The organism is Planococcus sp. SSTMD024 (assembly GCF_041320495.1).
GTDB lineage: Bacteria > Bacillota > Bacilli > Bacillales_A > Planococcaceae > Planococcus.
Genome location: NZ_JBGGNS010000018.1, coordinates 133,318 through 147,575, shown reverse-complemented (window position 1 = coordinate 147,575; position 14,258 = coordinate 133,318). Strand labels below are relative to the sequence as shown.

Sequence of the window (14,258 nt, the reverse complement as noted above, 5' to 3'; positions counted from 1 at the left end):
CATTATGGAAAAGCGTCATGTGAAAAAAGCACTCATCAAAGAATCGCTTGAAGGCGATTAGCGAAACTGAAAATGGAAAGAAGGCGTAATGTATGTTTGATGTTTTATGGAAATTGAAATGGTTTTTTAAAGAAAACTGGGTGCGTTATACAAGCGCAGTGGTGCTCTTATTTGTAGCGAATATTCTCGAGATCGTGCCGCCGTGGCTGATCGGCGTGGCCATTGATGCCATCGCACAGCAGGAACTGACGAGTGAACTGCTGTGGCAGTATATCGTCGTTTTGCTTGTCGCGATGGTGCTGGCTTATGTCATCAACTTCATCTGGCAATACCAATTATTCGGAGGCGCTTATGTCATCGAACGGCAATTGCGCTCGAGCCTGATGGGGCATTTCCTCAAGATGACGCCGACATTCTATGAGAAAAACCGGACGGGGGACTTGATGGCCCGTTCCACCAATGACTTGAAGGCGATATCCGAGACGGCAGGGTTCGGGATCTTGACGCTTGTTGATTCGACCTTGTACATGGCGACGATTATCGTGGCGATGGGCGTGCTGGTTTCATGGGAACTGACCTTCCTGGCGATTTTGCCCTTGCCGGTGCTCGCGATTGTCGTCCAGTTGCTCGGCAAGAAAATCCACGAGCGCTATACCTTGGCACAGGACGCTTTTGGCGATATGAACGATAGCGTCTTGGAATCGGTCGGCGGCGTCCGCGTCGTCAGGGCATATGTGCAGGAGCGTTCATCTGAAAAAGAATTCCAGGACATGACGCAGGATGTGTACGAAAAGAATATGGCGGTCGAGCGCATCGATGCCTTGTTCGCGCCGGTCACGAAAGTGCTGACGGGCATCAGTTATGTCATTGGCCTCGGTTACGGTGCATTCCTAGTTTCCGAAGGGACGATGACTTTGGGCGATTTGGTCGCCTTCAATGTCTATCTCGGCATGATCGTCTGGCCGATGTTTGCAATCGGTGAATTGATCAATATCCTGCAGCGCGGCAATGCGTCGATCGACCGCGTCAATGAAACTTTGGATTACGAAGAAGACGTCGTCGATCCGAAAACGACAAAAGATACCGGGCATCCCGAACGCATCGGCTTCCGTGATTTCGGCTTTACTTACCCGCAGTCGACATCGATCAATCTGCAAGGCATCAATTTATCGCTGAACAGCGGGCAGACGCTCGGCATTGTCGGCAAAACGGGAAGCGGCAAAACGACATTCGTCAAACAGCTGCTAAAGGAATACCCGACAGGTGAAGGGTCCTTGACGATGAACGGCATCGAAATCAACGAATTGAGCAAAGCGCAATTGCGCGATTGGGTGGGCTATGTCCCGCAGGATCACGTCCTATTTTCGCGGACCATCCTTGAGAACATCCTGTTCGGAAAAGCGGATGCGACGGAAGAGGAAGTGTCCCAAGCCATCAAGCTGTCTCATTTCGAAAAAGATTTGGCAATGTTGCCAAACGGCCTGGAGACGCTGGTCGGCGAAAAAGGCGTCGCGCTATCCGGAGGGCAAAAGCAGCGCATTTCAATCGCGCGGGCGATCATCAAAAATCCGGAAATCCTTATTTTGGATGATTCCTTATCGGCGGTCGATGCCAAGACAGAAGCCAAAATCATCGAGAACATCCAACGCGAACGGGCAGGCAAGACGACGATCATCACGACGCACCGATTGTCTGCCGTCAAACACGCCGATTGGATCGTCGTGCTGGATGATGGGCGCATCATCGAAGAAGGTACGCACGAAAAATTAGTGGCAAAACAAGGCTGGTATCATGAACAATTCCTCCGCCAGCAAATCGGGGAGGTGCAATAAGGTGGGAACAGGAAAACGATTAACGAATTATGCGTTGCAATTCAAGAGCGTCATCATCTGGGGCTTGGTGTTCCTTGCTGTGGCAGTGGCTGCCGATTTGGCAGCGCCTTTAATTGCCAAAGAAATCATCGATGAACACATCTCTGGGGCCGGGGAAATCGAATTCGGCCCGATCGCACAGCTTTTGGCTTTGTTCTTCGGCTTATCGGTCGTCACGGCAGTGTTCCGCTATTTGCAGTATATCTTGCTGCAAAAAGGCGCGAACCGCGTTATCCGGAAAATGCGGACCGATGTCTTCGAACATGTCCAACGCTTGCCGATCAGCTATTTCGATAATTTGCCGGCAGGGAAAGTGGTTGCGCGCATCACCAACGACACCGAAGCGATCCGGGAGTTATTCGTCACGGTGCTTGCGCAATTCGCGACAAGCTTCATGTATATGGCTGGAATCTATGCGGCCCTTTTCTATCTGGACTGGCGCATGGCGGCGATCGCCTTCGTGCTCGTGCCGCTATTGTATGCATGGATGCTCATTTACCGGAAATACGCTTCAAACTTCAACCATATCGTCCGTGAAAAAGTCAGCGAGATGAATGCCATGATCAATGAATCGATCCAAGGCATGAGCATCATCCAGGCGTTCCGCCGGGAAAAGCAGATGAAAGGCGAATTTGAGGAACTCAACGACAAGCATTTCAAGTTCCAGCAGAAACTACTGGTGCTAGAAGCAGCAGCCTCGCATAATATGGTCGGCGTCTTGCGCTCGATGATTTTCGTTCTATTCATCTGGTATTTTGGCGGCGCCTCAATGACCGGCAATACGGTCGTGACGGTCGGCGTCCTGTATGCATTCGTCGACTACATCATCCGGCTGTTCAATCCGATCAGCGGCATCGTCAACCAATTCAGCCGTCTTGAGCAAGCGCTAGTAGCGGCGGAACGCGTATTCCGCTTGCTCGACCGACCGGGTGAACCGGTCAGCGATGAGCGGGTAGAGCGCTACGAAGGCAATGTGCGCTTTGAACATGTCTGGTTTGCGTATAAAGATGAAGAGTATGTACTGAAGGATTTGTCTTTTGAAGCGAAACAAGGGGAGACGGTCGCACTTGTCGGCCATACAGGATCAGGGAAAAGTTCGATCATGAACTTGCTGTTCCGTTTTTACGACGCGACAAAAGGGCAGATTCTGATCGACGGCGTCAACGTCGACGAGCTGCCGCGGCAGGCTGTGCGCGAACATATGGGGATCGTCTTGCAGGATCCATATTTGTTCACCGGAACGATTGAATCCAATATCACGCTTGGAGACGAACGCGTCAGCCGCGAAAAAGCGGAAGCGGCGCTTGCCGCGGTCGGCGGCGAGCGCGTCACGAAGCATTTGCCGAACGGCATCGATGAGCCGGTCGTGGAAAAAGGCAGCACGCTTTCATCCGGGCAGCGCCAGCTCGTGTCATTTGCCCGGGCACTGGCATTCGACCCGGCGATTTTGATCCTCGACGAAGCGACGTCGAATATCGATACGGAAACAGAGGAAATCATCCAGCATGCGATGGATGTATTGAAGAAAGGCCGGACGACGTTCATCATCGCCCACCGTTTGTCGACCATCAAGAATGCAGACCGCATTCTGGTGCTTGACCGGGGCGAAATCGCGGAATCCGGCACGCATGATCAATTGATGGAACACGGCGGCATTTACCGCCAAATGTATCGCATCCAATCAGGGATGGCCACTACCCAGAATGTTGGGTAAGGGGCCACCCCTTTTTTATTTTTAAGGGAAGCAATTCGCTATTGTTGTGAAACCGGCAGCTCTATCTTTATAATATAGCTACGGCATGGCGATAAAAAAAGCGCCGGAACTTTCCCGGCGCTTCAATCGTATACATGATAGAGCATCAGCTCATGAACCATTTTCTTGATGGCTTCCTCATCCTGCGGCGGAGCGGATTGCCAAATAATCGACCCGTCCGGATGATACTCGCCGCGAATGCGTTCATTGCGGTAAAAGAACGAGATGTTCCAGCCGGGCAGCCGGCTGTCTTCGAACATCGGCTTGAATTTAAAATGCTGCAGCATCGGAATCCCCCTTTGATCGTCTCCCTTCATTATAGGGGAAGAGGCGCAATAGACAAAGAAGAAATGAGTGACCTTAGTTGAATATTCTACTGACATTAATGTTGATGGGATTGATTGGCGCATTGATCGGCGGCATGACTAACCATTTGGCGATCAAAATGCTGTTCTGGCCATATGAAGCGAAATACATTGGGAAGTTCCGGCTGCCGTTTACGCCAGGGCTGATTCCGAAGCGCCGGGATGAATTGTCGCGCCAGCTCGGACGCACCGTGGTGGAACATTTGCTGACGCCGGAAACGTTCAAAAAGCGCTTTTTCAATGAAGCGATGCATAAGAAAACCGAAAATTGGCTGAACCGCCAATTGGACGAGCACCTGTTTTCCTCGCCCCGCACATTCAACGAGTGGCTGGATCTCGCCAATCAAAAAGATGTCGACCGTAAAATCGAAGCGAAACTCGACGGATTGGTCGACCGCAACCGGGTTGCTGTCGAAGCTTATATTTCGGGGAAAACTGTCCGTGAACTGTTGCCGGATGCCTGGAAGCCAGGAATCGAAGAAAAGATTTTCGGCGGCGTCAAATACGCCATCGGCAGAGGGACAGATTATTTTGCTTCCCCGGCAGGACGCCAAACCGTGAAAAGCTTATTGGATGAATTTTTGGTATCACGGGGCCGCTTCGGAAATGTGCTCCACAATTTGTTTGGCGATTCCCAGTCAATCACGAATAAGACCCAATCGGAAATCATCAAATTCCTTAATTCCCCGAAAACCTTCGAGCTGCTCGGCACCCTGGCATTCCGCGAATGGGAGAAGCTCCAGGACAAGCAGGCTGAAGACATTCTGAAAGAATTCGATGCGGAACCGGCGATTCGCGCCATCAAGCAATACGTCCGCGACCAGGCCGGTATTTCCCGCAGGCTGGACGCATCACTTGCAGAGACATGGCCTCGGGGGTTAGAATGGACAAGTGTCAATATTACGCCTCTCATTACAGACTTCGCGTTTGAAATGGGAGAGCAGAAGTTAGAAGAGACCATATTGAAAATCGACATGGAAAATATGGTCAAACAGCAAGTCGATTCTCTGCCGCTCAGCCGATTGGAAGAATTGGTGCTCGGGATTTCACGGAGAGAATTCAAGATGATCACAGTACTGGGCGCATTTCTGGGGGGCTTTATCGGCATACTCCAGGGTTTGCTCGTCACGGTGCTGAATTTAGGGTAGAGGAGAGATTTACATGGCAGTAAACATTTATGACGACATTAACAAATTGGAATCAACATTCCGTTCAACAGAGGAATTCCAGAAACTCGAACAGGCAGTTGCAGAAGTAACAGCTGACAACGAAGCGAACGAATTGTTCAAGAAATTCCGCGATTTGCAAGTCACGTTGCAGCAAAAGCAGCAGCAAGGCGAAGAAATCACGGAAGAGGAAATGATGGGCGCCCAAGCGACAGCTCAAGCCGCTCAAGAAAACCAAAAGATCTTGACGATGCTCGAAGCTGAAATGGGCCTTAGCCAAATGATCGAAGAAGTGAACCGCGTCTTGATCAAGCCGGTTCAATCCCTTTACGAAAGCATGTAATTCCTGCAAAAAAAGGGTTTGTGGAAAAGACACCGAATACGTAAAGATGAATGCTAATTCATTTTTACGAAGGGGTGTCTTTTTCTTATGTATCAAACGATTATGCTGAAAAAAGAGGGGCGTTTGGCGTACTTGGTGCTGAACCGTCCGGATTCAATGAACGCAATGAACGCGAAAATGATGGGAGAGCTTGCGGATTGCTTTGAGAGCTTGAAAAATGACCAGTCCGTTCATGCGCTGATCATTCACGGGGCAGGACGGGCTTTTTCTGCCGGAGGCGATATCAAGGAAATGGTCGACCCGGATAACCCGATGGATATCGATGTAGTGATGGAAGATGTCAGCCGCTTGGCAAGAGCACTTTACACGCTGCCACAAGTGACCATTGCGGCTGTACACGGTGCTTCCGCAGGGCTTGGCTTTAGCATGGCGCTTGCCTGCGACCATGTGGTGGCGGAAGAAAGCAGCAAATTGGCGATGAATTTCATCGGCATCGGCCTTATCCCGGATGGGGGCGGCCATTTCTTCCTGAAAGAGCGTGTCGGCGTGCCGCGGGCGAAGCAATTGATTTGGGCGGGGCAAGTGCTAAAAGCGCATGATGCCCTTGCTAAAGGATTAATCGAAGAAGTGACGGCAGAAGGCAGAGGCTTGGAGCAGGCGGAGAAGTATGCGCATGAAGTACTGGCCTCACCGGTTGCGGCGATGCTGAAGTCGAAAGAAATCCTGCACGGCTTGAAGCTTTCGGAGTTGGATGAAGTGCTTGCAGGCGAAGCAGCGGGGCAATCGGCGATGCGTAAAACAGCAGACCACCTCGAAGGCATCCAAGCCTTTGTCGAAAAGCGCAAGCCTGCCTTTAAAGGGGGATGAAAAGAATGGCGGGTTTCCGTCATTCTTTTTCAGAGTGTTGAAGAAGTCTATGATTCGCTATGAATTAAAAAGAGAGTCATCTTTTCTACATTCAAAAATCAATGCTCTATCTGAGTATTTGGAGAAGCATTCGCTCGACTCCTGTGGGACTAGCGGGTTTGAGAGACCCCGCAGGAACGAAGTGACGAGGAGGCTCGATTCCCGCCCCACGGAGTCGTGCGATAAGCTTCGGAAAATACGGTTTCTTGAGTTTCTCGACAGCCTGTAAAAGAATGGCGGGTTTCCGTCATTCTTTTTGTTGCAAAAAAGAGAAAAAGAAAAAAACACGGCCGCGGCCGTGCTTTTTTTAGGTATGGAACAATAGAAGTTTGCCGGCTGGAGATGCGAGCCGATGGGTTTTTTCAGTCAGCGCTTTTTCTTCGAGCAGCGCAAGCCCCTTTTCTTTTGCCTCGTCATCAGTTTCAGCTGTGAAGGTTTCTTCTTCGATCAATTTGCCGGTTTTTTCGTATGCAGTCAGTTTATATGTTCTCATATTCGGCACCCCTTTCTGAACGGTTATTCAGTTTCAGTATAAAGGGTTTAAACGGAAATGTCCTGCAATTTTGAAACATTTCGGCTTGGCTGCCGTATATAAAGGTGGAAAGGGGACGTGAATGATGACTTTATCGATTAGAAACGCAACAAAACAATTCGGCAACTTTACCGCTGTAGACAATATCTCCTTCGATGTAGCCGAAGGACAGATGCACGGTTTCCTCGGTGCGAACGGGGCTGGCAAGACGACAACCTTCCGCATGGCGCTCGGGCTTCTTACACCGACACAAGGCGAGGTATTGTGGCAAGGCCGCCGCATCAGCTATGCAGACAGCCCGGATATCGGCTATTTGCCGGAAGAGCGCGGCTTGTACCCGAAGATGAAAGTGCAGGACCAGCTCGTCTATTTGGCCAGGCTGCGGCGCATGGACAAAAAACAGGCGGAACAAGGCGCAAAGGATTGGCTGGAGCGTTTTGAAGTGCCTCATTACGCCAATAAGAAAGTGGAAGAATTATCGAAAGGCAATCAGCAGAAAATCCAGTTGATCGCCTCTCTCCTACATAACCCGAAACTGCTGATCTTGGATGAGCCGTTTTCCGGGCTGGATCCTGTCAATGTGGAAATGCTGAAAAAAGCGATACTCGATTTTCAAAAGCAAGGGGCGACGATTGTGTTTTCCAGCCACCGCATGGACCATGTCGAAGAGTTATGCGATGACATGAGCATTTTGGACAAAGGAAAACTCGTCGTCCACGGCTCGATCCGGGAAGTGAAGCGCACATTCGGCAAGCAGAACGTCCGCATCCACAGCGATTCCGATATCACAGCGCTTGGCACTTTGCCGGGCGTCGAGAAGTTTACGGCGCAGCGAAGTGGCGGCGTGTTCCGCATTGCCGATGAAGCGGTCGGCCAACACTTGCTCGCCCGTGCCTTAGAGCTCGGCCCTGTGCGCCAGTTTGCATTGGAAGAGCCAAGCCTCGAAGAGATTTTCATCGAAAAGGTGGGGCGTGCCCATGTATAGTTTCTGGATCATTTTCAAGCAGGCATTCAAAACGAAGGCGATGACGAAATCGTTCATGATCACCACGCTTGTGGTTGTGGCGTCTTTTTTCCTGCTGGCCAATTTGCCGTCGATCATCGATTCATTCGATGGAGATGACAGTTCACAGCAAACGCTTCAAGTTGTGGACAAAGCAGGACAGTACACAGAAGCCTTGCAAGCCCAGCTCGGCCAGCAAGACAGCACCATTCAATTGGAAGCGAGTGCGCTTTCTGAAGAACAATTGAGATCCGATGTCCAAGCAGGCGATATAGACGCTTTTCTTGTTCTCGAAGACGATAATGGAGTCACTGCCCGTTACATAGCAGAGTCCGCGACTGAATCGGCTCAAGCCGCAGAACTGGAAAACGCGCTTCAGAGCCTCCAGACAGCGAGTGTCGCCGAGCGGCTGGAACTCGAAGAAACAGAGCTTGCCCAGTTGTTTGCGCCGGTTGAAATGGAACGGGAAGCGCTTGCCGAATCTTCCAAATCTCAGGAAGAGTTAAGCCAAGCGCGCGGCCTCGTCTATATTTTGATCATGGTCATTTATATCGCGGTCATTTATTACCCGAATATGATTGCGATGGAAGTGGCGAACGAGAAATCGTCACGCGTCATGGAAATTTTGATTTCCAGTGTCTCACCGGTCAAGCACATGTTTGCGAAAATTGCAGGCATCGGCTCGCTCGGCATTTTGCAGATGATGATTTTCGCCCTTGCCGGGTATTTGGCCATCCAAAGTTCGGGTTCGGATCTGACCGAAGGCGTATTTAGCGTCATGGGCTTTTCCGAAGTGAAATTCAGCACGTTCTTCTACGCCATCCTGTTCTTTTTGCTGGGTTATTTCCTCTATGCCGTGCTTGCGGCGCTGCTCGGCTCGCTCGTCAGCCGGACAGAAGACGTTCAGCAATTGATGCTGCCGATGATGATTTTGATCATCATTGCATCCTTCATTGCGTTCTCAGGCATTTCCATGCCGGAAGCGGGTTATGTAACAGTCGCTTCCTATATCCCGTTTTTCGCGCCGCTCGTCATGTTCTTGCGTGTCGGCCTGCTCGATATTCCGTTATGGGAGCCGCTTTTGTCGATTGCGATTATGCTCTTGACGATCGGCATACTTGGCTGGTTCGGCGCCCGCGTTTACCGCGGCGGCGTGTTGATGTACGGTTCTTCGCAATCGTTGAAAGATATCCGCCGGGCAATCAAGCTTGGCAACGAAAAATAACGAAGATGCTGCTTGCGGGAAGTTTCCGCAGGCAGTTTTTTTTCGCGCGTGGTAATGGTAAGATAAGAACAAATATTCGCTTTTGAAAAGGGGATCACGATGGCAAGCATTCGATTTATCCACAGCGCTGATTTGCATCTCGGCAGCCCGTTCAGCGGCATGCAAGGGCTCGGTGCCGAACAATGGAAAACATTGCAGAACAGCACATTGGTTGCTTTTGAACGGTTAATTTCCTATGCGCTCGAAACACGGCCAGATTTTTTATTGATTGTCGGGGACGTCTACGACGGGGAAGATCGCAATCTGCGCGCGCAGCACCGTTTTCAGCAAGGCATGGAACAATTGCATGAAGCGGGCATTCCTGTTTTTTTAAGCCATGGCAACCACGATCATTTAAGTGGTGGGGCGGCGAGTTTCGAATTGCCGCCAAATGTCCACGTGTTCCAGGACAGCATAGAAAATAGGGCGCTAGAAGTGAGCGGCGCAACGGTGAAAATTGCCGGGTTTAGCTACGGCCGCCGTCATGTAACGGAATCGATGATTGAACATTATCCAGGCAAAGAAGCCGGCGTCATCCAGATCGGCATGCTTCACGGCTCTGAGGAAAGCGACACGGAGCATGCCCTATACGCGCCGTTCCGCAAAGAACAATTGCTTGCCAAAGACTACGACTATTGGGCGCTTGGCCACATTCATAAACGGCAGCAGTTATCGACGGATCCACCAATTGTCTACCCCGGGAATCTGCAAGGGCGAAACAGGAAGGAATCCGGCCCCAAAGGCTTTTACGATGTCGTACTGACGGATGGGCATGCCGAACTGAAATTCATTCCGGCGGAAGCGGTGCGCTTTGAGCGAATCAGGATCGATTGCAGCAACGTCCAGCATATGAATGAATTATTCAGCATTGCCAGTGGGCAGCTCGAAGCGCACGAAGCCGAGGCGCTCGTCGCGGAACTGGAGCTCCAACATCTGGACGAGGCAACGATCCATATGCTTGAAGATATCCCGCCGGCAGAGCTTGTATATGCAATGCGCGAAGCGCTCAGTGAGGGGGAAGGTTTCGTTCATATATCCAAGGTACACCTGGACAGGACTGTCCTCACGACGGAATTATCGCCTTTTGGAAAACAACTTGCCAGCCGATTGGAAAACTGGGAGGCGGACGACTGGAAACAGGCATTGAAGGAGCTTTACAACCATCCGAAAAGCGGGCGCTTCCTGCCGCAGCTGAACGACGGGCTGCAAGAGGAACTGCGGGCAGAAGCGGAAGCGAAAATCCGCAAGATGATGGCATTGGAGGACCAGCGATGAAACTTGAAAAACTGATCATTTACGGTTTTGGACGCCACGAAAACAGGACCATCGAGTTGAACAAACCGATGGCCGTATTCTATGGAATGAATGAAGCAGGCAAAACGACCATTCAGCAGTTTGTCTTGCAGATGCTGTTTGGCTTTTCGGCACGCAGCCAGCCGCATAAACGCTACGAACCGAAAGGGGGCGGCAAATACGGCGGCCAGCTGCAGCTGAGCGACCCCGTTTATGGCCGTGTCGTGATTGAACGGACAGCCGGCAAGTCGGCAGGCGATTTGGCGGTGTGGTTTGAAGACGGGCGCCGCGGGGGCGAGGCGGAACTTTCGGAGCTATTAAGAGGATATGACAGGGCGTCCTATGAAGCGATTTATTCGTTCTCTGTCCATGAACTCCAAGATCTCGACCAAATGACTGAACAGGAGCTGACGCGCACGCTGTTGTCCTCGGGGACTGCCGGTGTCGACCATGCCGGGAAAATGGAAAGCCAGCTCGAACGCGAAATGGGCGAGTTGTTCAAGAAAGCTGGGAAGTTGCCGCTAATCAACCGTTTGACCGAAGAGTTGCGGGAACTTGAAACGGAGTTGCGTGAATACAAGCTGCGCGCGGATACCTTCCGTCCGGCAACCGAGCGGCTGGAGCACATCAAACAGCGATTGGCCGAGCTGGGCCACGCTGAAAGCATGCTCGTTCAAGACATGAAGGAAGCGGAAAAATGGCAGCAAGCGGCTCCGCTATTGGCGCGAAAGCAACAACTCGAGCGCTTGGCGGAAAACGGGCCGGTGAATTTCCCGGAATCAGGCATTCGCCAGTATGAACGCCTGATCGACCAGAAAAATGAATTGCAGGCCGAATCCGTCTTTTTGGAAAATGAAATCAATCGTTTGGAGTGGGCCGGGGAATTGCCTGAAACAGATTCACTATCGGATCTGCTCGGGCGCGAAGCCGAATGGCATCAGATGAATTCTTCATTGAAAGTGAAACAAGAAGAACGCAGCCGATTGCAGGATGAACTCGACCGGCTGCTGAAATTATGCGGCATGAGTACAGATCAAGCATTATCCGCGGATGCCTCGCTCGAACAGGAAGAGCGATTGAAGACTGTATTGGATGCGCTTCAAGGCGCAGAACAAGAACAAGCTTTCACGCAGCGCCGATTGGCAGAAGAGCGGCAGCGGCTGTCAGAAGCCGAACACGCGTTGAAGCAATACCTTGAAGGAGAGCCGCCCGAAAAAGAGCGGCAGCGAGTAGAACAATGGGCCGACATCGAACCACAGCTGACGCTGGCCAAAGCACAGCAAAAACGGCAAGCGGGAACGGCTGCCAATAACCGCGTTGCCCAATTTCTGCTAGGGGCCATCGGAATTGCCGGCATAATCATCGCTGCAGTTGCGGGAGACGCTTTTACAGGACTGCTTGCAGCCATGGCGCTCGGCGCATCTATATGGCTGTGGCTGCGTGACAGGAAACCACCGGACGGCAGCACGGATGGCCTGGTGGAACGCTACGCCGGGCAGGAAGCGGAATATGAAGCGTTGCTAGCGAGGCTAGCGGAATACGATAGAGGGCTTGATGAACGATTTGACGCCATCGAGGCAAGCAAGCGGAGAATTGCTGCGTTGCCGCAGACAGACAGCAGCGAGGAATTGCAGGAATACCGGCGCTTGCTGAAAGCGCTTGGTTTTCCTGAAGAAACTTCACGCGCTACCGTATTGACTTTATTCGATAAATTACGTGATGTGCATGCAGCTTCTAACCGGTTGGATCGCATCATTGAAGAAATCGGAAAGTTGGAAGGCGAGCAACAGGCATGGCTGGAACAAGCGCAACGTGTGTGCAAAAAGCCCGTGTTGGCAAGCAATGTCGTCAGCGTGCTTCGTGCAGAATGGGAAGCATGCCAACAGAAACTCCAGGACGCCCAAAAAATCCGCGAGAAACACCAGCAGCTGGCGGAACAATCCAGGAAATGCGCCGAGCGTTTGGCCAAGCTTTCCGAAGCGTTGGATGAGCTGTTCGACAGGGCAGCGGTGGAAGATGAGGATTCATTTTACCGCGCTGCCAAACTGTCGGAACAAGCAAGCGCCGCACAGGAACAATTGCAAATGATCCAGTCGCAGCTTGCCGCCATCGGAGAAGTGGAAAAACCCGCTGTGCTCAGTGATGCACAAGAGAGCGCAGAACAATTCCTTGAGCGTTCAAAGCAAAAGCTCGGTGAATTACAGCAAGAACGCCAGTCTTTATGGGAAGAACAGGCGGAAAAAGTCCAGTTGACGAAGCATTTACTGTCGGACGAAGGGCATTCAATGAAACTTCAGGAACTGGAAACGAAAAAAGCGGAGTTCCAGGACGCAGCCAAGGAATGGGCCGTCAACCGCGCAATCGTCGAAGTGTTCAAGCAAACGATGGACGAATTGAAAGAGACCAAGCTGCCAGCCGTGCTAACGCTTTCGGAATCGTACTTCACCCAATTGACGGGAGGCGAGTATGAGCGCTTGCTGCTCAGCCAGGAAGGGAATTTTGAAGCGCTGCGTCGTGACGGCTTGCGCTTCCGCGTCATCGAGCTCAGCCAGGCGACGAAAGAGCAGGCATACTTGGCGCTGCGCTTTGCACTGGCATCGTCGATGAAGGAATCCCATCCGTTCCCGATTATCATGGATGACCCGTTCGTCCATTTTGATCGCCGAAGAAGCCAGCAAGTGATAAAATTAGTGGAAGAGCTGCAGGCAGACCATCAGTTCATTTATTTCACATGCCACGAAGCGATGAGGCAAGCTTGGCCAAGTGCACAGCAAATCGACGTGGCGAATCCTGAAAGGAGCATCCAAGCATGACAAAAGGAATTACAACACGCGCTGTTGGGGAGACAGTCGATGATTTTCTACTGATCAAACAATCGGTCAAAGGCGTCACGACGACCGGCAACCCATTCATGTCACTCGTTCTGCAGGACAAAAGCGGGGACATTGAAGCAAAGCTATGGGACACGAAAGACGAACATGAACGGATGTATGCGGCAGAAACGATTGTCAGAGTCGGCGGGGAGATCCATAATTACCGCGGCAAAAACCAGCTGCGCATCAAAAGCATCCGCCCGGCAAAACCGGAGGAGAATTTGACGATCGCTGAATTTTTGCCTTCAGCGGCGCAAAGTACCGATGAATTGCACGAAGAAGTGACGAAGTTCCTGTTCGAGATGGAAAATCCTCAAATTCAGCGCATCACGCGCCATATCCTGAAAAAATATCAGCAGCAATTCCTGACCTTCCCGGCGGCGACGCGTAATCACCACGATTATGTATCAGGCCTTGCGGATCATGTGGTGTCGATGCTCAAGCTCGGCAAAGCGATTTGCGAAGTGTATCCGAGCCTGGATAAGGATTTATTGTATTCGGGGATCATCCTCCACGATATCGGCAAAGTCTTTGAACTTTCCGGGCCGGTCGCGACGACTTATACCGTAGAAGGCAATTTGCTCGGCCATATCTCGATCATGGTAACGGAAATCGCAAAAGCGGCAGAGGAGCTCGGCATCGAAGGGGAAGAAGTCATGGTCCTTCAACATATTGTTTTGTCGCATCACGGCAAGGAAGAATGGGGCAGCCCGAAAAAGCCGATGATAAAAGAGGCCGAAATCCTCCATTACATCGACAATATCGATGCAAAAATGATGATGCTCGATCGCGTGCTCGGAAAAACGAAAGAAGGCGAGTTCTCGGAACGCGTCTTCGCACTCGACAACCGCTCATTCTACAAGCCGAAACTATAAATCAGCCATACACA

Annotated in this window: 12 protein-coding genes; 10 read left to right on the top strand and 2 right to left on the bottom strand. The window is 51.4% G+C overall.

The features are described 5' to 3' along the window. Positions 1-92 precede the first annotated feature (92 nt). Both AB9R92_RS03655 and AB9R92_RS03650 read left to right on the top strand, forming a co-directional pair. Positions 93-1,832 (top strand): ABC transporter ATP-binding protein, encoded by a 1,740-nt coding sequence (locus tag AB9R92_RS03655; protein ID WP_370668157.1) that lies wholly within the window; start codon positions 93-95, stop codon positions 1,830-1,832. A gap of 1 nt (position 1,833) precedes the next feature. Continuing rightward, positions 1,834-3,585 carry an ABC transporter ATP-binding protein gene (locus tag AB9R92_RS03650; protein ID WP_370668156.1) on the top strand — a complete coding sequence of 584 codons (1,752 nt, stop codon included), beginning with the start codon at positions 1,834-1,836 and terminating at the stop codon, positions 3,583-3,585. Between the two features lie 122 nt (positions 3,586-3,707). Here AB9R92_RS03650 and AB9R92_RS03645 read toward each other — a convergent pair whose 3' ends face one another. Then, positions 3,708-3,911, bottom strand: coding sequence for a YheE family protein (locus AB9R92_RS03645; RefSeq protein ID WP_068868663.1), 204 nt, complete (start codon positions 3,909-3,911; stop codon positions 3,708-3,710). A 77-nt stretch (positions 3,912-3,988) separates the two neighbouring features. Here AB9R92_RS03645 and AB9R92_RS03640 point away from each other — a divergent pair, with 77 nt between their 5' ends. From AB9R92_RS03640 to AB9R92_RS03630, 3 genes are all read left to right on the top strand, one after another. Then, positions 3,989-5,137: a DUF445 domain-containing protein gene (locus AB9R92_RS03640; RefSeq protein WP_370668155.1), complete on the top strand. Its 1,149-nt coding sequence runs from the start codon at positions 3,989-3,991 to the stop codon at positions 5,135-5,137. A 13-nt stretch (positions 5,138-5,150) separates the two neighbouring features. Next, positions 5,151-5,498: a YlbF family regulator gene (locus tag AB9R92_RS03635; RefSeq protein WP_370668154.1), complete on the top strand. Its 348-nt coding sequence runs from the start codon at positions 5,151-5,153 to the stop codon at positions 5,496-5,498. Between the two features lie 87 nt (positions 5,499-5,585). Next, a complete protein-coding gene (locus AB9R92_RS03630; protein ID WP_370668153.1) occupies positions 5,586-6,365 on the top strand; it encodes an enoyl-CoA hydratase in 780 nt (259 codons plus the stop codon). Positions 6,366-6,711: 346 nt separating this feature from the next. Here AB9R92_RS03630 and AB9R92_RS03625 read toward each other — a convergent pair whose 3' ends face one another. Next, positions 6,712-6,897, bottom strand: a complete 186-nt coding sequence (locus tag AB9R92_RS03625) for a YhzD family protein (RefSeq protein WP_370668152.1) — start codon at positions 6,895-6,897, stop codon at positions 6,712-6,714. Positions 6,898-7,021: 124 nt separating this feature from the next. On the opposite strand from AB9R92_RS03625, the gene AB9R92_RS03620 reads away from it, so the two are divergent. The 5 genes from AB9R92_RS03620 (at position 7,022) to yhaM (ending at position 14,244) form a co-directional block, all read left to right on the top strand. Then, positions 7,022-7,921 (top strand): ABC transporter ATP-binding protein, encoded by a 900-nt coding sequence (locus AB9R92_RS03620; RefSeq protein ID WP_370668151.1) that lies wholly within the window; start codon positions 7,022-7,024, stop codon positions 7,919-7,921. Continuing rightward, positions 7,914-9,164, top strand: coding sequence for an ABC transporter permease (locus tag AB9R92_RS03615; protein WP_370668150.1), 1,251 nt, complete (start codon positions 7,914-7,916; stop codon positions 9,162-9,164). Before AB9R92_RS03620 ends, AB9R92_RS03615 begins: the two co-directional genes overlap by 8 nt. A 99-nt stretch (positions 9,165-9,263) precedes the next feature. After that, a complete protein-coding gene (locus tag AB9R92_RS03610) occupies positions 9,264-10,478 on the top strand; it encodes a metallophosphoesterase family protein (protein WP_370668149.1) in 1,215 nt (404 codons plus the stop codon). Continuing rightward, positions 10,475-13,309 (top strand): ATP-binding protein, encoded by a 2,835-nt coding sequence (locus AB9R92_RS03605; protein ID WP_370668148.1) that lies wholly within the window; start codon positions 10,475-10,477, stop codon positions 13,307-13,309. Before AB9R92_RS03610 ends, AB9R92_RS03605 begins: the two co-directional genes overlap by 4 nt. Further along, positions 13,306-14,244: a 3'-5' exoribonuclease YhaM gene (yhaM, locus tag AB9R92_RS03600; protein ID WP_112233607.1), complete on the top strand. Its 939-nt coding sequence runs from the start codon at positions 13,306-13,308 to the stop codon at positions 14,242-14,244. Before AB9R92_RS03605 ends, yhaM begins: the two co-directional genes overlap by 4 nt. The last annotated feature ends 14 nt before the right edge of the window (positions 14,245-14,258 follow it).